General features: G+C 74.0%; 22 protein-coding genes. 12 read left to right on the forward strand and 10 right to left on the reverse strand.

Features of this window, described 5'->3' with window-relative positions:
* Positions 1 to 53 precede the first annotated feature (53 nt).
* Positions 54 to 908: a L,D-transpeptidase family protein gene (locus ABZ261_RS15925; RefSeq protein WP_356859449.1), complete on the forward strand. Its 855-nt coding sequence runs from the start codon at positions 54 to 56 to the stop codon at positions 906 to 908.
* Positions 909 to 1,118: 210 nt separating this feature from the next.
* Here the strand turns inward: ABZ261_RS15925 and ABZ261_RS15930 are convergent, their stop codons facing one another.
* The 7 genes from ABZ261_RS15930 to ABZ261_RS15960 form a co-directional block, all read right to left on the reverse strand.
* Entirely contained in the window at positions 1,119 to 2,345 is a 1,227-nt protein-coding gene (locus tag ABZ261_RS15930; RefSeq protein WP_356859451.1) for a hypothetical protein, read from the reverse strand.
* Complete coding sequence (locus tag ABZ261_RS15935; RefSeq protein WP_356859452.1) at positions 2,345 to 3,007, reverse strand: RNA polymerase sigma factor; 663 nt, start codon at positions 3,005 to 3,007, stop codon at positions 2,345 to 2,347. The genes ABZ261_RS15930 and ABZ261_RS15935 overlap by 1 nt, the downstream gene beginning before the upstream one ends.
* A 490-nt stretch (positions 3,008 to 3,497) precedes the next feature.
* The gene (locus ABZ261_RS15940; protein ID WP_356859454.1) at positions 3,498 to 3,740 is read right to left on the reverse strand and encodes a hypothetical protein; all 243 of its coding nucleotides are present in this window, start codon (positions 3,738 to 3,740) and stop codon (positions 3,498 to 3,500) included.
* A 101-nt stretch (positions 3,741 to 3,841) separates the two neighbouring features.
* Positions 3,842 to 4,447 carry an RNA polymerase sigma factor gene (locus ABZ261_RS15945; RefSeq protein ID WP_356859456.1) on the reverse strand — a complete coding sequence of 202 codons (606 nt, stop codon included), beginning with the start codon at positions 4,445 to 4,447 and terminating at the stop codon, positions 3,842 to 3,844.
* Between the two features lie 806 nt (positions 4,448 to 5,253).
* Complete coding sequence (locus ABZ261_RS15950) at positions 5,254 to 5,682, reverse strand: hypothetical protein (protein ID WP_356859458.1); 429 nt, start codon at positions 5,680 to 5,682, stop codon at positions 5,254 to 5,256.
* A gap of 103 nt (positions 5,683 to 5,785) precedes the next feature.
* Positions 5,786 to 6,361: a hypothetical protein gene (locus tag ABZ261_RS15955; RefSeq protein WP_356859460.1), complete on the reverse strand. Its 576-nt coding sequence runs from the start codon at positions 6,359 to 6,361 to the stop codon at positions 5,786 to 5,788.
* Between the two features lie 179 nt (positions 6,362 to 6,540).
* Positions 6,541 to 8,199, reverse strand: a complete 1,659-nt coding sequence (locus ABZ261_RS15960) for a glycoside hydrolase family 20 protein (protein ID WP_356859462.1) — start codon at positions 8,197 to 8,199, stop codon at positions 6,541 to 6,543.
* Positions 8,200 to 8,353: 154 nt separating this feature from the next.
* Here ABZ261_RS15960 and ABZ261_RS15965 point away from each other — a divergent pair, with 154 nt between their 5' ends.
* The 10 genes from ABZ261_RS15965 to ABZ261_RS16010 all read left to right on the forward strand — a co-directional run bounded on the left by ABZ261_RS15965 (position 8,354) and on the right by ABZ261_RS16010 (position 16,307).
* Complete coding sequence (locus ABZ261_RS15965; protein ID WP_356859464.1) at positions 8,354 to 8,902, forward strand: 2-oxo-4-hydroxy-4-carboxy-5-ureidoimidazoline decarboxylase; 549 nt, start codon at positions 8,354 to 8,356, stop codon at positions 8,900 to 8,902.
* 191 nt (positions 8,903 to 9,093) lie between these two features.
* A complete protein-coding gene (gene sdhC, locus ABZ261_RS15970) occupies positions 9,094 to 9,474 on the forward strand; it encodes a succinate dehydrogenase, cytochrome b556 subunit (protein ID WP_225825127.1) in 381 nt (126 codons plus the stop codon).
* Between the two features lie 5 nt (positions 9,475 to 9,479).
* Positions 9,480 to 9,962 carry a succinate dehydrogenase hydrophobic membrane anchor subunit gene (locus ABZ261_RS15975; RefSeq protein ID WP_356859466.1) on the forward strand — a complete coding sequence of 161 codons (483 nt, stop codon included), beginning with the start codon at positions 9,480 to 9,482 and terminating at the stop codon, positions 9,960 to 9,962.
* Positions 9,963 to 9,981: 19 nt separating this feature from the next.
* Positions 9,982 to 11,736, forward strand: coding sequence for a succinate dehydrogenase flavoprotein subunit (gene sdhA, locus ABZ261_RS15980; RefSeq protein WP_356859468.1), 1,755 nt, complete (start codon positions 9,982 to 9,984; stop codon positions 11,734 to 11,736).
* Positions 11,736 to 12,515, forward strand: coding sequence for a succinate dehydrogenase iron-sulfur subunit (locus ABZ261_RS15985; protein WP_356859470.1), 780 nt, complete (start codon positions 11,736 to 11,738; stop codon positions 12,513 to 12,515). Before sdhA ends, ABZ261_RS15985 begins: the two co-directional genes overlap by 1 nt.
* Positions 12,516 to 12,648: 133 nt before the next feature.
* On the forward strand, positions 12,649 to 14,013 hold the full coding sequence (locus tag ABZ261_RS15990) for an FG-GAP and VCBS repeat-containing protein (protein ID WP_356859472.1): 1,365 nt from the start codon (positions 12,649 to 12,651) through the stop codon (positions 14,011 to 14,013).
* A gap of 100 nt (positions 14,014 to 14,113) precedes the next feature.
* Positions 14,114 to 14,524 (forward strand): VOC family protein, encoded by a 411-nt coding sequence (locus ABZ261_RS15995; protein ID WP_356859474.1) that lies wholly within the window; start codon positions 14,114 to 14,116, stop codon positions 14,522 to 14,524.
* Positions 14,525 to 14,641: 117 nt separating this feature from the next.
* Entirely contained in the window at positions 14,642 to 15,049 is a 408-nt protein-coding gene (locus ABZ261_RS16000; protein ID WP_356859476.1) for a hypothetical protein, read from the forward strand.
* 5 nt (positions 15,050 to 15,054) lie between these two features.
* Entirely contained in the window at positions 15,055 to 15,555 is a 501-nt protein-coding gene (locus ABZ261_RS16005) for a DCC1-like thiol-disulfide oxidoreductase family protein (protein ID WP_356859478.1), read from the forward strand.
* 11 nt (positions 15,556 to 15,566) lie between these two features.
* A complete protein-coding gene (locus tag ABZ261_RS16010) occupies positions 15,567 to 16,307 on the forward strand; it encodes a TetR family transcriptional regulator (protein WP_356859480.1) in 741 nt (246 codons plus the stop codon).
* A 36-nt stretch (positions 16,308 to 16,343) separates the two neighbouring features.
* On the opposite strand, the gene ABZ261_RS16015 is transcribed toward ABZ261_RS16010, so the two are convergent.
* Together ABZ261_RS16015 and ABZ261_RS16020 are read right to left on the reverse strand one after the other, a co-directional pair.
* Entirely contained in the window at positions 16,344 to 17,699 is a 1,356-nt protein-coding gene (locus tag ABZ261_RS16015) for a metallophosphoesterase (RefSeq protein WP_356859482.1), read from the reverse strand.
* Positions 17,700 to 17,717: 18 nt separating this feature from the next.
* Entirely contained in the window at positions 17,718 to 17,957 is a 240-nt protein-coding gene (locus tag ABZ261_RS16020; RefSeq protein WP_356859484.1) for a hypothetical protein, read from the reverse strand.
* A 91-nt stretch (positions 17,958 to 18,048) separates the two neighbouring features.
* Here ABZ261_RS16020 and ABZ261_RS16025 point away from each other — a divergent pair, with 91 nt between their 5' ends.
* A complete protein-coding gene (locus ABZ261_RS16025) occupies positions 18,049 to 19,290 on the forward strand; it encodes a D-alanyl-D-alanine carboxypeptidase (protein ID WP_356859486.1) in 1,242 nt (413 codons plus the stop codon).
* On the opposite strand, the gene ABZ261_RS16030 is transcribed toward ABZ261_RS16025, so the two are convergent.
* Positions 19,238 to 20,146, reverse strand: coding sequence for a YihY/virulence factor BrkB family protein (locus tag ABZ261_RS16030; protein WP_356859488.1), 909 nt, complete (start codon positions 20,144 to 20,146; stop codon positions 19,238 to 19,240). The two genes, ABZ261_RS16025 and ABZ261_RS16030, sit on opposite strands and share 53 nt — an antisense overlap.
* Positions 20,147 to 20,281: the final 135 nt, after the last annotated feature.

The raw sequence follows: 20,281 nt of genomic DNA on the forward strand, positions 1-20,281 counted from the left end.
CTCCCACCATGCCCTGTAGTTCGGCGCCGGTCACGCGGGGAAGCATTCCCGGCATGAGGATCCCGGGGAGACCTGCCGTCCTGCTCGCCTCGGTCGCCGCGCTCGCCGTGCTCGTCCCGCTCGGCGGATGCACCGTGCAGCCGGCGGACGCCGGCGGGGGACGTGGCCTGCCGGTCCGCGTCCAGGTGCCGGGCAGCCGCACTCCCGCACCCGCGGGGCACGCCCCCGCGCCCGCGCCCGCGCCCGCCCGTACGGCACCGGGCGCCGCCCAGCCGCCGCGCGTGCTGTGGGCGCGCGGGGACAGCGGGGCGGGGGTGCGGGAGCTGCAGGCGCGCCTGCGGCAGGTGGACTGGCTGGCGGACGGTCCGACGGGTTCGTACGACGATCTGACCGAGCAGGCGGTGCGGGGCTTCCAGGGCAGGCGCGGGCTGCCGCCGACCGGCGCGACGGACACCGTGACCTGGCAGCGGCTGGTGGCGATGACCCGTCCGCCCGGCACGTGGGAGCTGTACCGGATGGGCGGCCAGCCGGCCGCCGCGCCGGATCCGCGCTGTCTGACCGGACGGGTGCTGTGCGTCAGCAAGACCAGCCGGACCCTGCGCTGGATGATCGACGGGCGGACCCTGTCCGTCCTGGCCGTGCGCTTCGGCTCGCAGTACAGCCCCACCCGCGAGGGTGTGTTCCGCATCTACTGGAAGTCACGGCACCATGTGTCGACCCTCTACGACTCGCCGATGCCGTACGCGATGTTCTTCAGCGGCGGCCAAGCGGTGCACTACTCGTACGACTTCGCGGCCCGCGGTTACGCGGGCGGCTCCCACGGATGCGTGAACGTCCGGGACGAGACGGCGATCGCCCGGATCTTCGCGCAGGCGCGGGTGGGCGACAAGGTCGTCGTCTCCTGGTGACAGTGGTGGAGAGCAGGGCGCGGGCGGGACCGGGGGAACGTGTCCCGCCCGCGCCGGGTGCACGAGCCGTGGGTACGGGGGGAACCCCGGCTCCGTGCGACGGCCGATGACCAGTCGGCTCACTCAGTACTGCGTCACGGGCCCCAGAAACGTCACACCTCTCGCCTGAAAACTTTCGCAGCCTACGAAACCGCAGGTCACAGGGCTTCTCTAGGCGGAGGGCCCGGGAGAGGCGGCGGAGGGCGCGGGGGCGGTGGCGGCGGCGCCCCGGTGCCGGCCGCCCGCGCCGGAGGAACGGCCGCCGCCCTTGCCGGTCCCGTCCTTCTCGGCCTTGCCCTTGCTCTCGGCCTTGGCCTTGCTCTCGGCCTTGGCCTTGCTCTTGGGCTTGCCCTGGTTCTGTGTCCCGGTCCCGTCCTCGGCCTTGGTGTTGGCCTTGGCCTTGTCCTTGTCCTTGCCCCGGGACTTGGGCTCGTCCTTGGCCTTGTCCTTGCCCTGGCCTCCGGGCTCGTCCTTGACCTTGTCGTCCGTGCCCTTGTCCTCGGCCTTGTCCTTGGCCTTGGCCTTGTCTTTGCCCTTGTCCTTGTCCTTGTCCTGTCCCTGGCCCTGGCCCTGGCCGTGACCCTGGCCGGCACCGCCGCCGCCCGCGGTCTTCCCGCCGTCCGTGCCGCCGTCCCCGGCGCCGGAGGGGTTCCCGGCCAGCACGACCTTGCAGTACGTGGTCACGCGGGCGGAGCCGCCCGCCATGTGCTCCAGCGCGCGCCTGCGGCCGGCCTCCAGGGTCCGGCCGTCCCGGAGGGCGCGGCAGGCCTCCGCGGCGCCGGTCCATCCGCTGCCGGAGGTCGCCGACGGCGCCACGGCGCCGGGAGCCGTGCCCGGGCCGGCGGCGTCGCCGGAGGGGTCGTTCGCTGTGGGGTGCGGGGACGCCGGGCCGGACGGCCGCCCGGCGGTCTCGTCGGCGGAGACGGACGCGGAGGGACCGGGGCGCTCGTCGTCGAACAGCGTGGGCAGCACCCCGCTGCCGGCGGCCACGGCGACCCCGCCGAGGGTGCCCGCGGCCACCACCGCGGCGAGCGCCAGCCGCGCCGGGCGGGCCCAGCGGGGGCGCCGGAGCGCGATTCCGGTACGGGCCGCGGCGCCGATGCGGACCAGGCGGGAGTCGGCGCCGGGCGCCGGGGTCCGGGCGCTGCCGGAGCCGTGCGCGGCGGCGGTGCGGTCGGCCTCGGCGGCCTCGCGAGCCTTGCGGAACGCGGCCAGGGCGGCCTGCTCACCGGGCAGTTCACCGGTCGCGGGGGCCGCCTGCGCATGCAGTTCGCCAAGGGCCCGGGAGAGGCGTTCGGCCTGGTCACGAGCGGAGGCGTCGACGGCTTCCAGCGGCTCGCCGCGCAGCAGACGTTCCGCCGTCTCGCGGTCCAGCCACCTGTACTGCTCGTCGGCCATCACATGTCCTTCTGCGTCCGCGTACGCGTATGCGTCACACTTGCGGACGTCACCGCGCCGCGGCCAGGTTCTCGCTGGGGCGGAAGCGCGTCGAGCCCGCCCGTCGATTCCGGATCAGCGCCGATCAGCTCCGCGAGCCGTTTCAGACCGCGGTGCGCGGCGGTGCGGACGGCGCCCGCGCGCTTGCCCAGCGTCTCCGCGGCGGACTTGGCGTCCAGGCCGACGACCACGCGCAGCACGACCGCCTCGGCCTGGTCCTGCGGCAGCCGGGCGATCAGCGAGAGGGTGCGGTCGGTGGTCAGGGCCTCGATGGCCTCGCCGGCGGTGTCCGACTCGGCGGGCCGGCCGGTCAGCTCCGTCTCATCACCGCCGATGGCCGGACGCCGGCCGCGCATCCGGATGTGGTCCAGCGCGCGGTTGCGGGCGATCCGGGCGGCCCAGCCGCGGAACCGGTCGGCGTCGCCGCTGAACCGGTCCAGGTCCCGGGCGATCTGCAGCCAGGCCTCGGACGCGACGTCCTCGGCGTCCGGATCGCCGACCAGTGTGCGCACATATCCGAGCAGCCGCGGATGCACCGCGCGGTACACCGTACGGAACGCGGTCTCATCACCGGCCTGCGCCGCACGCACCGCGGCGGTCAGCTCCGCGTCGTCCCCCAGCACCGCACTCCCTTTACGCCTGTCTTCGGTCGGCGCGAATGGCACGTTACGGCGTGAAACCCCTCCTCGTCCACGTCCGTAGAAGATGCAACTGACTCGTGACCGCGTGGGGATGTGCGCAGCGTGAGGACCTGCGTGGCGGGGTGTGACAGAAACCGCGTGCACAACGCTGAAGAGAGTACGGGCCGCACGCGGTCCGCCAGCGCGACGGCCGGGGCCTCTCCTGTGGGGGGTGGCGGCCCCGGTCGTCGCCTCCGACGTCGCCACTCGGACCGGCGGCGCACGCGGGATCGGTGACCGACGCGGCCGGGCCGTCGGTTCTCGGGGCCGTTCGGCCCGGCGCTCGCCGTGCTGCGGGTACGCCCAGGCCAGGATCGCCCACATCCGGCGCGTCGAGGACGGGACCGGGGCCCCGCCGTCCACGTCCACGAGCTCGACACCATGACCAGCGCCCACGTACCCACCGGCATCCACGTGCGGGCCCGTGGGCGGATCACGGCCTTCCGGGCCGCCAGTCGTCGCGGGCGCGCGTCCGCGCGCCGCCCGGGCCCGTCTCACGGGCGGCCCGGAAGGCGGTCACGGCACGGCGCTCGGCCTCCGGGTCGGGGCCGCCGGCGCGCAGGGCGGCGCCCAGCCGCGCCTCCCACCCGGGGGTCCGCTCGGGCGCGACTGCGGCGCCGCGTCGGCGCGCGCGCCGGCGGCCGGGCGGCTCCTCACCGCCGTGCGGTTCACCCATGTCGGTTCCCGTCCTCGTCAGGCCCTCACGGCGGTCCGTACCCGTCGTCGTACGCGCCCACGGCACCGCGGCCCCGGCCCGCGCCCCGCGTGCCGGGCCGCTCACCCCGAGTCCCACCGCGCCGGCGGCTCGCCGTGCGCGCCGAGCCGGCGGGCCAGGCGGCGCAGCCCCCGGTACGCGGCGGTGCGGACCGCGCCGGGGCGCTTGCCGAGGACCCGTGCGGCGGCCGGGCCGTCGAGGCCGACGACCACGCGCAGCAGCACCGCCTCGGCCTGCTCCCGGGGCAGCGCGCGCACCAGCTCCAGCGCGCGTGCCGTGGACAGGGACTCCAGGGCCTGGTCGGGGGTGCTGTGCCGGCCGGGCAGTTCCAGGGCGTCCTGTTCGAGCCCCGCCGCCCGGGGCCGTACCCGCTGCCGGCGCAGATGGTCCAGGGCGCGGTGCCGGGCGATGGTCGCGGTCCAGCCGCGGAAGCCGGCGCCGTCGCCGCGGAAGCGGCCGAGGTCGCGGGCGATCTCCAGCCAGGCGTCGGAGGCGATGTCCTCCGCGTCCTCGCCGACCAGGCCCCGCAGATAGCCGAGCAGGCCGGGCTGCACGATCCGGTAGGCCAGCGCGAAGGCGCTCTCGTCGCCGTCCTGGGCCCGCGCGACGGCCGCGCCCAGCTCCGCGTCCCGCGACTGCGGGCGGCGGGGATTCCCTCCCTGGCCCAAGACCGTCCTCGTTCGTGCCGAGTTCCTGGCCACTGCGTGGCGCCTGCCGCACGGCCCGGCGTGCTCCGGCCGTGTCACCGCCCCCTCACGATCATCAGCGTCGGCCCGGACAAAAGTGTCACTGCCGGACGCGGCGACCGGGACGAGCCCGACCGCCCCGCGCCCCTAGGCGTCCGCCCCGGTAGGCGCGGGAACCTAGTCAGCACCGCCGGCCCGGTCGGCACGGGAGCCCCCGGGCGATGTCGCGACACCGGGCGACACGGGCCCCAAGTCGGCACGGGCGGCCCCGGTCGGCACCGTGACACCCCTCGGCACGGCGACTTCGGTCGGCACCGCAACACCGGTCGACGAGGACCCGGTCGGCACCGCGAGCCCGCTCGGCACCGCGACACCGGGCGGCACAGGGCACCCGTCGGCACGTGCGACCCCAGTCGCCACTGCAAGCAGGTCAGCACGGCGGCGCTGGTCGGCACCCAGGCCCCCTCGGCGTGCGCTCCGGTGGGCACCATGAGTCCACTCGGCGTGCGCCCCCGCTCGGTATCCCCCGGCCGGCACGGGGCACCCCGGTCGGCACGTGCGCCCCCGCTCGGCACGGCACCCCCGTCGGCACGGCACCCCCCCATCGCCACCGCGGGCCCAGTCGGCACCGTGACACCGGTCGACGGGGACCCGGTCGGCACCATGAGCCCCCTCGGCGTGCGACCCCGGTCGGTGTCGCGACACCGGGCGGCACGGGGGGGAACCCGGGCGGCGGGGAGCGGGTGGTCGCGGGCAGGACAGCGGCCCCGGCGGCACAGGAGCCCGGTTCAGTCGCGGGTCGTCGCGTCGCGGCACAGGAGCCGGAGCGAGCCGTGGCCGCGGAAGCAGCGGCGGGCCTCGTCGATGGGGTCCCACAGCCGGCCGTCGGGCGTGCGCACCCAGTGCTCGCCGCCGGTCGCCCACCACTCCGCGCCGGTCTGGCGGACGATCACCTCGCCGGCGTAGGCGCCGAGGCCGCGCAGCACGCTCTCGACGGCGGCGTACGGCGGTCCCTCACGGCGTATCTCTTCGATCATCCGGTCCACCCGCCACAGGCTCTGCGCCGAGTAGTCGAGCCGGACGCGGGCGCCTTCGCGCATCGTCGCCACGGCGTCCGCCGCCCACCGCACGGGCCTGGCCGCCGCCTGCGGCCTGGTCTCCTGCGGGGTGGTCTCCTGCGGGGTGGTCACGTCCGGGCCTGTCGCATGGGCTGTCATATGGGTCACGTAGGGAAAAGCGTGCCGGGCCGGGCTTCCGTCACCCGGATGCGAAACGTTTCTCCAATGGTCGCAGGACCACCCCACTCCCACCCCAGGACGGTCACAGGCCCTCCTCGCTCCCCGGCTCCGCGGCCCGCGCCCGGCGGGAGACCACCGCGCGCAGCACCCGGCGGCCCTCGACCGACACCTCCAGCGCGCCGCGCAGCCCGTTCGCGCCGTGCCCGGCGAGCAGTTCCAGCACCGCGGCCTGGCGGCGCAGCTCGGCGGCGACCAGCGGGGGCAGGTCCGCCGTGTCGCCCGCGCGCCCGGCGTCGAGGCCGTCCGGGTCGGCGCCGTCCGCCGCGGGGTCGAGCAGCCCGTGGACGCGCAGCGAGGCGACCGAGCAGGCGTCGGCCCAGGGCCGCAGGGCCTCGGCGGTGCGCTCGGCCGGGGCGGCGTCCAGCATGCGGCGGGCGAGCTGTGCGGCCTCCTCGGCGGCGGGCTCGGCGGCGTGGAGCGCGGCGCGGGCCCGCTCCAGGCTCCCGCCCCAGTCGGCGCCCTCGGCGAGGCTCGCCCAGAGCGGGCGCAGCAGCTCGTCGTCGACGCCGAGCAGCGGCAGACACCGATCCGAACAAGCCAACCCGCTGGCGGCCAGTCCGCGTTCGTCGGCCTGCGCGATCAGGTCCACCAGGCTCATGCATGCCTCCCTCGCCAGGGCGCCGACCGGTACGGAGCCCGCACTTCCCCTTACTGCGTGCGACGGCGCGGGAGTGTCACAGCCACCGGGTTTCGGCCAACGCCGGGGGCGGCGGCCCCACGCGACGGGACTGCGCGCTCCCGCATCCGGGCCGGCGCCCCGTGCGTCCGCCGGACGGCTCAGTCCAGCCGGTCCGCCAGCTTCCTGAAGTCCGCCCAGGACAGCGCGGGCCGGCGCGGGTCCCACAGCTTCTGCACGGTGGCCCGCAGCGGCATCCGGATCCCGGCGGCGACCTGCCCCTGCGTCTGGGCGCCCGCGAGGTCGCACCACACCGCGAAGGACCCGCCGAGGATCTGCCCGTCGTACCGCGCCGGGACGGCGGCGGTGCCGCGCAGCACCCGCGGGTTCCACTGCTCGTAGATGCGCCGGCCGGTGGGGTAGACGAAGGTCTGCGGCTGGCCGAGCACGTAGTACAGGAACTCGTCGTTGTAGTTGAGCACCTTGCGGCCCGCGGCCAGGTACTCCGCCGGCTGCCGGGCGCCGATCTCCTTGCCGGTCCAGTAGGCGACCTGCAGGTCCTGGGCGGGACGCACGGAGGTGGTGCGGAAGAAGCCGTCGTTCCAGGCGCGGGCGGTCCGGCCGTGGGCGCGCACGGTGTCGGCGCGGTCGTCGAGCCAGCCGGTGGCGAGGTCGGCGACGGTGCCGCCGGAGCCGTAGGCCCGCCGGGCGGCGGCGGCCAGCTGCGGGTAGGACGCCTGCGGGTCCTTCACGGTCAGCGCCTGGTACTCGTCGCCGCCGAGGTGCCAGCGGCTGCCGGGGAAGAGGCCGGCGTACTCGTCCAGCAGGTCGTCGACGAGCTCGGCGGAGGCGTCCTCGGAGATGTCGACGGCGCCCCGCGTCGGGGCCCCGCTCGCGTTGCGCAGCTGCAGGTCGGGGTGGGCGGCGATGACGGCGCCCAGGTGCCCCGGCGAGTCGATCTCGGGGACGACGGTGATGTGCCGGCTGCCCGCCAGGTCCACGATCCGCTTGACCTGCGCCTTGGTCAGGTGGTCCCGGGCGACGATCTCCGGGTGGCTGGCGGACTCGATCCGGAAGGCCTGGTCGTCGGAGAAGTGCAGACCCAGCTCGTTGAACTTCAGGTCCCCCAGCTCGCGTATCCGGTCCTCTATCCAGGACGCGCTGAACGGCTTGCGCGCGATGTCCAGCATGAACCCGCGCACCGGCTTGGCCGGCTGGTCCCGGACCACCCCCTCCGGCGCCGTGCCGCCGCCGCGGACCTCCTGCTTCAGGGTGCGGGTGCCGTAGAAGACGCCCGCCTCGCCGGGCCCGCTGATGTCGACCCGTCCGCCGCGGACGGTGATCGTGTACGACTCCGGGTTCCCGGACCCGCCGACGGTGAGCCGGACGTCGCCCGCGCGCACGTCGTCCTTCTCCCCCGCGTACGTCAGCCCGAGCTCCCCGGCGGTCAGCCGTCCCTCGTCGGCCAGCCCGGGGTCGCTCACCACCAGCCGCGCGCCGGGCCGCGGCTTCCAGCCGGGGCCGCGCGCCGGGGTGTGGGAGCGCACCGCGGGTATGGTGCGCGGGGCCTGCGACAGCGGGTAGGAGCGGCTGGACGACGGAGCCGCCGGCGTGGTGGCCGCCCTGCCGGCGTCGGCGCCGGGCGCCCGCCCGGACGCCGTCCGGCCCGCCGCCCCGTCCGTCGTGCCGGCGCCCCCGTCGGAGGAGGCCCACACACCGACGCCGGTGCCGAGCGCCACCGTCCCCAGGAAGGCGGCGGCCACCACCGCCCGCTTCCGTCCCACCTGCTGTGCCGTTTCCCGGCGCCTGTGCTGGCTCACTCTGCCAACGTACGACCGTTCCCCCGCTCGGCCGTCATCGAGGCGTTCCCAAACTCTCCCGTCCGAGTGAAATTCGGGCATCACGCGGACACAGAGTGACCACACTCGATAACCTGACGACACACCTTTCACAGCATCCCCTGCCACGCCACATGTGACGCGAGGACCCACGCTGCCCGCCCACCGCCTGCCGCATCTCCCCCAGCCTCTCGACGCGTTCAACACCGCTTCCGCCGACGAGGCCCGCACCCTGCTGCTGCGCTGCCTGCACAGCGTGTGCTGGGCGCACCGGATCGCGGACCACCGCCCCTTCCCCGACCTCGACGCCCTGCTCGCGGCGGCGGACGAGGCGGCGTACGACCTCGCCCCCGGCGACCTGGCCGAGGCCCTGGCGGGCGAGTCCCTGCCGCAGCTGCCCGAGGGCGCCTACTCGGCGGCCCACACGGCCCTGAGCGCGGCGCACGCGGCCTACGAGGCCCGCTTCGGCCACGCCTTCGTCATCTACCTGGGCGACGTCCCGGCGGACGAGGTCATCGACCGCGTCCTCGAAGCGATCCGATCACGATTGACGAACGATCCGGAAGAGGAACGGGTGGTGACGGCGGAGGAGCTCCGCCGCCTGGCGCGGGGCAGGCTGGCCGCGTTCCTGGGGGGCGCGGGGAGGTGCGCGACCAGCCCGAACGCGCCCGTGCACGGCCCCTGACCGGGTTCTCGGGCCCGGGAGCCGGCCCGCTAGCCCAACCGCGTGCCAAATAGATCACACAAGGTAGGCCCCCTGTAAGCGCCGCCGCGGCACGTGGATACCATGCAGAGGGCCGGTGGACCGTACCCGGCCGGGCCCGACCGACAGTGAAGCCGGCGCGGCCCTAGTCCCCGCTCCCGGAGGGTTCTTCCGTGCCGGCTGGAACGCTGTACCGCGGCCGGGAAGGAATGTGGTCCTGGGTGGCTCACCGAGTCACCGGCGTCCTCATTTTCTTCTTCCTGTTCGTTCACGTGCTGGACACCGCTCTCGTGCGTGTCTCCCCCGAGGACTACGACAAGGTCGTAGCCACGTACAAGACGCCGATCGTCGCGCTGCTGGAGTACGGCCTCGTCGCCGCCATCCTCTTCCACGCGCTCAACGGTCTGCGCGTCATCGCCGTCGACTTCTGGTCGAAGGGCCCGCGCTACCAGAAGCAGATGTTCTGGGCCGTGATGGGTGTCTGGATCGTCCTGATGGCGGGGGCGATCTACCCCGTCCTCGGCCACGCCGCTCGTGTCCTGTTCGGGAGCTGACCCCCATGTCCACGACTGAAACCACCGCGTCCGGAGTCGGCCCCGTCGAGGGCGCCCCCGTCTACACCGTCGACAACCCGGCCCCGCTCATCGAGGCGCCGCGCAAGCGCACCAAGAAGTCCCCGAAGTCGACCCGGGGCAACTTCGAGCTCGCGGCCTGGCTGTTCATGCGCCTGTCCGGCATCGTGCTGGTCGTCCTCGTCCTCGGCCACCTGCTGATCCAGCTCGTGCTGGACGGCGGTGTCTCCAAGATCGGCTTCGCCTTCGTGGCCGGCCGCTGGGCGTCGCCGTTCTGGCAGGTCTGGGACCTGCTGATGCTGTGGCTGGCGATGCTGCACGGCGCCAACGGCCTGCGCACGATCATCAACGACTACGCGGAGCGCCCGAACACCCGCCTGTGGCTGAAGGCTCTGCTCTACACCGCCACGGTGTTCACCATCCTGCTGGGCACGCTGGTGATCTTCACCTTCGACCCGAACATCCGCTAGGCACGGGGCTGCGAGAATCATGAAGATCCACAAGTACGACACCGTCATCGTCGGCGCCGGCGGCGCGGGCATGCGCGCCGCCATCGAGGCCACCAAGCGCAGCCGCACCGCGGTCCTGACCAAGCTCTATCCCACCCGCTCCCACACGGGCGCCGCGCAGGGCGGCATGGCCGCCGCGCTCGCCAACGTGGAGGAGGACAACTGGGAGTGGCACACCTTCGACACGGTCAAGGGCGGTGACTACCTGGTCGACCAGGACGCCGCCGAGATCCTGGCGAAGGAGGCCATCGACGCCGTCCTCGACCTGGAGAAGATGGGCCTGCCGTTCAACCGGACGCCCGACGGGACGATCGACCAGCGCCGCTTCGGCGGTCACTCCCGCAACCACGGCGAGGCCCCGGTCCGCCGGTCCTGCTACGCCGCGGACCGCACCGGCCACATGATCCTCCAGACGCTGTACCAGAACTGCGTCAAGGAGGGCGTGGAGTTCTTCAACGAGTTCTACGTCCTGGACCAGCTGATCACCGAGGTGGACGGCGTCAAGCGCTCCGCCGGCGTGGTCGCCTACGAGCTGGCGACCGGCGAGATCCACATCTTCCAGGCGAAGGCCGTGATCTACGCCTCCGGCGGGTGCGGCAAGTTCTTCAAGGTGACGTCCAACGCGCACACCCTGACCGGCGACGGCCAGGCCGCGGTGTACCGGCGGGGCATCCCGCTGGAGGACATGGAGTTCTTCCAGTTCCACCCGACCGGCATCTGGCGCATGGGCATCCTGCTCACCGAGGGCGCCCGCGGTGAGGGCGGCATCCTGCGCAACAAGGACGGCGAGCGCTTCATGGAGAAGTACGCGCCGGTCATGAAGGACCTCGCCTCCCGCGACGTCGTCTCCCGCTCCATCTACACGGAGATCCGCGAGGGCCGCGGCTGCGGTCCCGAGGGCGACCACGTCTACCTGGACCTGACGCACCTGCCGCCGGAGCAGCTGGACGCCAAGCTCCCGGACATCACCGAGTTCGCGCGGACCTACCTCGGCATCGAGCCGTACACGGACCCCATCCCGATCCAGCCCACCGCCCACTACGCGATGGGCGGCATCCCGACCAACGTCATGGGCGAGGTCCTGGCGGACAACACCACGGTCGTCCCGGGTCTGTACGCGGCCGGCGAGGTGGCCTGCGTCTCCGTGCACGGCGCCAACCGCCTGGGCACCAACTCGCTGCTGGACATCAACGTCTTCGGCCGCCGCGCGGGCATCGCCGCCGCCGAGTACGCGGCGAAGGCCGACCACGTCGAGCTGCCGGAGAACCCGGAGTCCTTCGTGGTCGAGCAGATCGAGCGGCTGCGCTCCTCCACCGGCGGCGAGCGGGTGGCGCAGCTGCGCCGCGAGCTGCAGGAGACCATGGACGCCAACGTCATGGTGTTCCGCACCGAGCAGACGATCAAGACGGCGGTCGAGAAGATCGCCGAGCTCAAGGAGCGCTACCGCAACGTGGCGATCCAGGACAAGGGCAAGCGCTTCAACACGGACCTCCTCGAGGCGATCGAGCTGGGCAACCTGCTCGACCTGGCCGAGGTCATGGCGGTGTCGGCCCTCGCCCGCAAGGAGTCCCGCGGCGGTCACTACCGCGAGGACTACCCGAACCGCGACGACGTCAACTTCATGCGCCACACCATGGCGTACCGCGAGGTCGGCGCCGACGGCTCGGAAACCGTCCGTCTCGACTACAAGCCGGTCGTCCAGACCCGCTACCAGCCGATGGAGCGTAAGTACTGATGGCTACCCCTGTTCTGGACAAGGCGGACGCGGCCGGCCGGCCCGAGCCCGGCTTCGCCGACTCCCCCTACATCACGGTCACCTTCCGCATCCGCCGGTTCAACCCGGAGGTCGCGGCCGAGGCGGTCTGGGAAGACTTCCAGCTGGAGATCGACCCCAAGGAGCGGGTCCTCGACGGCCTCCACAAGATCAAGTGGGACATCGACGGCACCCTCACCTTCCGCCGCTCGTGCGCGCACGGCATCTGCGGCTCGGACGCGATGCGGATCAACGGCAAGAACCGCCTCGCGTGCAAGACGCTGATCAAGGACATCAACCCCGAGAAGCCGATCACGATCGAGCCCATCAAGGGCCTGACGGTCCTGAAGGACCTGGTCGTGGACATGGAGCCGTTCTTCCAGGCGTACCGGGACGTCATGCCGTTCCTGGTCGTCAAGGAGACGAACGAGCCGACCCGTGAGCGCTTCCAGTCGCCGGAGGACCGCGAGCGCTTCGACGACACGACGAAGTGCATCCTGTGCGCGGCCTGCACCTCCTCCTGCCCGGTGTTCTGGAACGACGGCCAGTACTTCGGCCCGGCCGCGATCGTGAACGCCCACCGCTTCATCTTCGACAGCCGGGACGAGGCGGGCGAGCAGCGCCTGGAGATCCTCAACGACCGCGACGGCGTGTGGCGCTGCCGCACGACCTTCAACTGCACGGACGCCTGCCCGCGCGGCATCGAGGTCACGAAGGCGATCCAGGAGGTCAAGCGGGCGCTGATCACGCGTCGCTACTGAGGCCGCCGCCGAGCCGCCGTGCGGCTCCGGCCCGTCGGGCCCCGTCCCCGGTCGCACACCGGGGGCGGGGCCCTCGCCGTACAACCGTCCCGCCGCGCCGCGGGTCTCCCAGTGCACGCGATCAAGGAGACACATGCGCACCCACGGAAAGCTCGCCGCGGCGGCGGCCACCGCCCTGGCGCTCGCCGGCACACTGCCCGCCCTCGCCGCCGGCCCCGCCGCCGCGGCGCCCGCGAAGTACGCCGACGACTTCGACGGCGACGGCTACCGGGACTACGCCTCCGGCTGGGGCGGCGAGGTCACCGTCACCTACGGCACGGCGACCGGGCCGGGCCCGAGGACGGTCAGGTTCACCCAGGACAGCCCGAACGTCCCCGGCAGGGCGGGCGACGCCGGAGGGTACGCCGACACCTTCGGCGACCAGGTGGCCGACGCCGACCTCGACGGCGACGGCTACGCCGACCTCGCCGTCGCCGACCGCAGCGAGAAGGCGGGCACGACGGCCGGCGCAGGAGCGGTCACCGTCCTGTGGGGCGCCAGGTCCGGCCTGGGCACGAAGGCCACGCGCATCCCGGCCAGGTCCACGGCCGGGTTCGGCACGGCCCTCGCCTCCGGCGACTTCACCGGCGACGGGAAGCCGGATTTGGCCGTCGCCGACGCCACCGGCACCCTCTTCGTCTACCGGGGCGGCTTCTCCCCGTCCGGTACGACGGGCGCCGTGACCAGGCTGGAGGTCAGCCCGAGCGGCGCCGAGGTGCTGGAGCCGACCGCGATCGTCGCCGGCAGGGTGAACAAGGACAAGGCCGCCGACCTGTACGTGCTCGGCCAGGGCTACCGGAACGGCAGGATGACGCAGGCCGCCTGGTTCGTGCAGGGCGGCGCCACCGTCAAGCGCGGCGCGTACACGACGTACAACGCCACGCAGGCGGACTTCTCCTCGAACGGGGTCATAGCCGACTTCGACAGGAACGGCTACGGCGACCTGGCCGTCAGCGACAGGCCGTACGACCACGGCGCCGGCGCCGTGGTGGTGCTGCGCGGCGGGGCGAGCGGTCCGACCACCTCCTACCGCCTCTCCCAGTCCACCTCCGGGGTGGCGACCGCGGCCTCGAAGGACGACCGCTTCGGCTCCTCCCTCACCGCCGGCGACACCGACCGCGACGGCTATCCGGATCTCGCGGTCGGCGTGACCGAGGAGGAGGCCGGCTCGGCCGGCGACGCGGGGGGCGTGCACGTCCTGCGGGGCGGCCGGAGCGGTCTGACCGGCACCGGCTCGCAGTGGTTCACCCGCGCCACGGCGGGCGTACCCGGCAGCCCCGCCGACGGCGAGATGCTCGGCCTGCACGTCCGCCTGCGCGACTTCGACCGCGACGGGGACGCGGACCTGCTGATGTCGGGCGACTACTACCGCACGGGCGTCCTGCTCCGCGGATCCGGTTCGGGCGTCACCGCCGACCGGGCCGCGGAGTCCGGCCTGGACCCCGGCTTCCCGCAGTAGCCCGCCGGCGCCCGCGCCTCGGAGCCCCGTCGGAGCCCCACCGGAGTCCCTTCCGGTGGGGCTCCTCGCATCGGGGGGCGGCCCCTCTTAATGTGACGACATGTCAGACGAAGAGTCGTACGAACTGCTCGGTTTCGACAACGTGCTGCTCCCCGTCGGCGACCTCGGCGAGGCCGTCGCCTTCTACCGGCGGGCCGGGTTCGCCGTGGGATTCCGGTTCGACGAGGCCGGGATCGCGCTGCTGAAGGTCGGCGGGGAGACGCCCGGCATCCTGCTGCGCGCGGAGGAGGGGCTGGGGCACCGGTCGCCGCCCTGGCCCTCGCCGCGCATCTGGCTGGAGGTGCCGGACGCGCGGGCGGCGGCGCGGGAGCTGGCCGCCGCCGGGATCGCGCCGCTGGACGAGGTGGTCCAGGCGGCCACCGGCTGGACCGTGGAGTTCGCCGACCCCTGGGGCAACGTCCTGGGCCTGACGGACTACACCAAGCGCCCCGCGCTGGGCCGCAGGAGCTGAACACACCGGTCCGCAGGGGCGGACCCCGGCTCGCCCCCCTGTGTTGAACGCGTTCAGAAACAGGTCTACAGTCATCCCCGTCAGCGTTTTTTGAACGCGTTCAAGAAGGGGTGGGGTATGGACCGCACCGTCATCGCCTACGTCATCTACCTGGCCGTCAGCATCGCGCTGACGGTCTGGGTGGCCCGCACGCTCAGCCGCAACGGCCGGATCTTCCTGGCCGACGTCCTGCACGGCGACGAGAAGCTCGCGGACGCCGTCAACCACCTCCTGGTGGTCGGTTTCTACCTGGTCAACCTCGGCTTCGTGGCGCTGTACCTGAGCGGCGACGAGACGGTCCGGGACACCCGCGGCGTCTTCGAGGCCCTGTCGGCCAAGCTGGGCGTGGTCCTGCTGGTGCTCGGCGCGATGCACCTGGCCAACGTGTACGTCCTCAACAGGATCCGCCGGCGCGGGATCATGGAGCGGGAGCAGGTGCCCCCGGTCGCCCCGCAGGGGTGGGCCGCGCCGGCCACCGGGGCGTGACCGGCGTGACCGGCACGCAGGACCGGGGCGCCGCGCGCGTCCCGGTCCGCGCCCTGACCGTCCTGTACGACGCCGAGTGCGGCCTGTGCACGCACCTGCGCCGGTGGCTGGCGCGGCAGCCGCAGCTGGTGCCGCTGGAGCCGGTGCCGGCGGGCTCCGCCGCGGCCCGCGCCCGCTTCCCCCGGCTGGACCACGCCGGCACGCTGGAGGAGATCACCGTCGTCGGCGACTCGGGGCAGGTCTACCGTGGCCCGCACGCCTGGATCGTCGTCCTGTGGGCCCTGCGGGAGCACCGCCCGCTCGCCCACCGGCTCGCCACCCCGGCCGGCCTGAAGCTGGCCCGGGGCGCGGTGCTCGCGGCGGCCAGGTGGCGGGCCGGTCCGCGGCGGGGCACGCGGTGGGGCGGCCGGGCGTACCACCGGGCCGACGGCTGGTCGTACCACCCGGCCACCGGCTGGGTCCACGACCCGCCGTCCTGCTCCGGGGCCGGCCGCGGGACTCGTTAGGCTCTTCTACCGTGCCCGCGAAGAACGACGGCCCCGAGGCGGCCGGCCCCCAGAGCAGCAAGTCCGAGCAGACCCGTGCGCTGATCCTCCAGACCGCGATGCGGCTGTTCCAGGAGCGCGGGTACGACAAGACGACCATGCGGGCCATCGCCAAGGAGGCCGGGGTCTCCGTCGGCAACGCCTACTACTACTTCGAGGGCAAGGAGCACCTGATCCAGGGCTTCTACGACCGGATCGCCGCCGAGCACCAGGCGGCGGTCCGGGAGGTCCTGGACCGGGAGACCGACCTGGAGGCGCGGCTCGCGGGCGTGCTGACCGCGTGGCTGGACATCGCCCGGCCGTACCACGAGTTCGCGGTCCAGTTCTTCAAGAACGCCGCCGACCCCGACAGCCCGCTCAGTCCCTTCTCCCCGGAGAGCGAGCACGCGCGCGAACAGGCCATCAGCGTGCACCGGGAGGTCCTGGCCGGCTCCAAGTCCAAGGTGGCGCCCGAACTGCGGGACGTGCTGCCCGAGTTGATGTGGCTGGCCCAGATGGGCCTGGTGCTGTACTGGATCTTCGACCGCACGGAGAACCGCGAACGCAGCTACCGGCTGGCCCGCCGCGGCGCCCGCCTCACCGCCCGCGGCGTCTCCCTGGCCCGCTTCCGCGTGCTGCGTCCCCTGGTCCTGGAGGTCCACGAGCTGTTCACGGACTTCCTGCCCGGCATGACGAAGGCCCTGCCCGATCCGGGGCGCGAGCGGGGCGCGTGACCGGGCCGCGGCTCACCTGAGCACGCGCCCCTCCCGTCAGGCGCGCGTCGCGGCCAGTTCGATCACCGTCACGTCCGAGGGCGCCCCGACGCGGGTGGGCGGCCCCCAGGCGCCCGCGCCCCGGCTGACGTACAGCTGGGTGTCGCCGTAGCGCTCCAGACCGGCGACGGTCGGGTTGGCCGCGGCGGCGACGAGGCTGCCCGGCCAGAGCTGTCCGCCGTGGGTGTGGCCGGACAGCTGCAGGTCGACGCCGTGCCGGACGGCCTCGTGGATCTGCACCGGCTGGTGGGCGAGCAGCACGCAGGCCCGTGCCGGGTCCCGGCCGCCGAGGGCCCGGCCGAAGTCCGGGCCCTGGCCCTCGCTCTCGCCCTGCAGGTCGTTCACCCCGGCCAGGTCGAAGGCCGGCAGCTCGGTCCGGGCGTTCTCCAGCGGGTGCAGGCCGAGGCTGCGGACCTCCTCGACCCACTGCTCGGCGCCGGAGAAGTACTCGTGGTTGCCGGTGACGAAGTACGCGCCGTGCCGGGCGTCGAGGCCGGCGAGCGGCGCGGCGGCGGGACCGAGGTCCTTGACGCTGCCGTCCACCAGGTCGCCGACGACCGCGATCAGGTCCGGCTGGGTCGCGTTGACGGTGTCCACGACCCGCTGGGCGAAGTCGCGGCCGAGCACCGGGCCGAGGTGGATGTCGCTGACGACCGCGATGCGGAAGCCGTGTGCGGCGCGCGGGAGCCGGGTGAGCGGAACGGTGACGCGCCGCACGCGGGGGCCGCGCAGGACGCCGTAGGTGCCGTGGCCGACGGTGGCGACGGCGGCGGTGGCGGCCGCGCCGGCGACGACGCGGGAGACGAAGAGACGGCGGGACGGCCCGGCGGGGGTCCGCCGGGCCGGGGCGGGTCGTTCGGGGGCCGGCGCCGCGGTCGCCGTGCCGGCGGGCTCCGCCCCCCGGACCGCCGCTTCCGCCCCGCCCGGCGCCCCGCCCGCCGCCCGGCCCTGCGGGCCGGAGGGCGACCCGACGGGGGTCTCGCCCGGGTGGGCGGCGGGCGGTGCGGAGCGGGCGGCACGGGGCTCGCCCGGCCGGCCCGGCGGCAGGCGCCGCAGGAGCGGGCGCACCGCCTCACCCGCCAGCACCCCCAGCAGCAGGTAGAGGGAGAGGGCCATCCACAGGAAACCGGGCCAGGCCAGGATGCGCTGGAGCCCGAAGGGCGCGCCCGCCCGCTCGGCGACCAGGGCCGCGGTCATCAGCACCGGGCCGGCGACGAACACGGCGGTGCCGGCGCGGCGGGCCGGACCCGGGCCGCGCGTGGTGTCGCGGACCAGGCGCCGCCACACGTAGAGGTGCAGACCCGCCACGGCGGCCAGGACGGCCAGGGCGACGAGAGCGAGGACGATGACCACCCCGACCGTTCCCCCCGCCTATGACGTCCGGCGCAGTGCGCGCAGCCCGCGCAACCCGATGACCCCGATGACCGTCCCCCATACGAAGGAGACGACCGCCAGCGCCAGATGCACCCAGAAGTACGCGGTCGGGCGGCCGTCGTCGAAGGCGAGCCCGCTGCTGTCCTTGACGAGATTCTTGACGAAAGTGACCCAGATGACCCAACTCCACACCCCGAAGGCGAGCAGGAACCAGGAGACGGGACGGCTGAGCTTCATGACATCAGTATCGCCGTCCCGTGTCCGGTTCCGTGTCGGGGGTCGGGTGGGAGGCGGGACTTCGCGGTCCGGTGCAGGTACGTTCACGACCGTGCCCGCACCGAAGAAGACCGGCCGGCGAGCCCTCATGGTCGCCTCCGCCACCGTGCTCTCCCTGTCCGTCACCGCGCCGGCCGCCCTCGCCGTGCCCGCCCCGCCGGCGAGCCCGACGGCCACGCCCCCGGCCCGGATGTCCACCGTGGGCGGCGCCCGGCTCGGGCTGCCCGGCACACAGGTCGCCCTCGCCCCCGGCGTGCCCGTGCTGCCCGAGGGCCTCACCGCCCGCTCCTGGATCGTCGCGGACGCCGAGTCGGGGCAGGTGCTGGCCGCGCGCAACGCGCACTGGCGGCTGCCGCCGGCGAGCACGCTCAAGATGCTGTTCGCGGACACCGTGCTGCCCCGCTTCCCCCGGGGCACCCGGCACACGGTGGTGCCGTCGGACCTGGCGGGCGTGGGCGCCGGCTCCAGCATGGTCGGGATAGAGCAGGGGCACAGCTACACCGTCCACGACCTGTGGCTCGGGGTGTTCCTGCGCTCGGGCAACGACGCCGTGCACGTGCTGTCCGCGATGAACGGCGGGGTCGAGCAGACCGTCCGGGACATGCAGGAGCACGCCGGGGAACTGCAGGCGCTGGACACGCAGGTGGTCTCGCCCGACGGCTACGACGCGCCGGGGCAGGTGTCGTCGGCGTACGACCTGACGCTGATCGCCCGGTCCGGGCTGCAGAAGAAGGACTTCCGGGACTACTGCTCCACGGTCAGCGCCCGGTTCGGGCCCAGGGAGATCCGGAACACCAACCGGCTGCTGAGCGGCGACGCCGACGTCCCCGTCTACCAGGGCATCGCGGGGGTGAAGAACGGCAACACCTCGCACGCGGGCGCCACCTTCACCGGCGTCGCCGAGCGGGGCGGCAAGGTGCTGCTGGTGACGGTGATGAACCCGGCGAAGCACGAGCACAACGAGGTCTACAAGGAGACCGCGAAGCTGTTCGACTGGGGCTTCCGGGCGGCCGGCAAGGTCGCTCCGGTGGGCGAGCTGGTGCCGCCGAGGAGCGCCGCGACCGCGCGGCCGGATCCGGGCGTGTCCGCCGAGCCGGTGGCGGGGTCCGCGACCGGCGGGGCCGGGGCCGGGGCCGAGCCGGTGGCCGGCGCCCCCGCCGCGTCCGGCTCCAGGGGCGTCGGGACCGCCCTGGCCGTGGCGGGCGGGCTGCTGGCGCTGCTCGGGGCCGGGGTCTTCCTGGTCAACCGCCGGTGGCCGGTGCCGGAGCTGATGCGCCGTCGGACACGGCCCTGAGTTCCACCCGCTTGCTCCGCGTCGCCGTCCAGGAGGCGCAGAACAGCACGAGCTTGGCGGTGAAGTTGATCCACAGCAGCAGCGCCACCGGGACGCCGAACGCGCCGTACACGCTCTTCGCCGCGACCCCCTGGATGTAGCCGCTGAGGAGCAGTTTCAGCAGCTCGAAGCCGACGGCGCCGAGCAGGGCGGCCACCAGCAGGCGGCGGCGCGGCGGCTCCACCCCGGGCAGCAGGGTCAGGACGTAGAGCAGGACCGTGAAGTCGGCGAGCACGGCGAGGGCGAACGCGGCGACCTGCAGCAGCACGGCGCCCCAGCCGTGCTCGTCCAGGCCGATCTGCCGGGACAGCCGGCCGACGGCGGCCGACGCCAGGACCGAGGCGGCCAGCGTGACGAGCAGGGCGCCGCCGAAGCCGAGCAGGATGCCGGCGTCCTTGGCCTTGGTGACGACCGGGTTCTCCTCGCGGTCGTCGAGCTCCCAGACCGCGCGCAGGCAGTCCCGGACCTGGCCGACCCAGCCGACGCCCGTGAACAGCAGCACGGCGCCCGCGATGACGCCGACCGTGCCCGCATTGTCCACCAGGGAGGTCAGGTCGAGCTGGTCCGCGAGGCCGGGGAACTGGTCGGCGATCAGGTCCTCGACGGCCCGCTGGCGGGCGGGGCTGAGCGTGGCGGCGGTGATCGCGGCGGCCACGGTCAGCAGCGGGAACAGGGCGACGAAGCTGACGAACGTCATCGCGGCGGCCAGCCGCGTCCACTTCACCCGGTCCAGCCGCTCGTAGGACCGCCATGCGTGCGTGGCCGTCAGCCGGGTGACCATCGGCCCGACGCCGGGGAGGTTGCTCAGCCAGTCCATGATCCGTCTCTGCCCGCTCCGCGGGGCCGTCAACACCGCGTTTCTCCACCGAATCGGTCATATGCGGGCCATGCGGCCGGCTGCCCCGAAGGATCCACGGCACTGTCCCCGGTCCGTGGCCGTCCTCGGCGGCAC

The sequence above is a fragment of the Streptomyces sp. NPDC006193 genome (assembly GCF_040613915.1).
Taxonomy (GTDB): Bacteria; Actinomycetota; Actinomycetes; order Streptomycetales; family Streptomycetaceae; genus Streptomyces.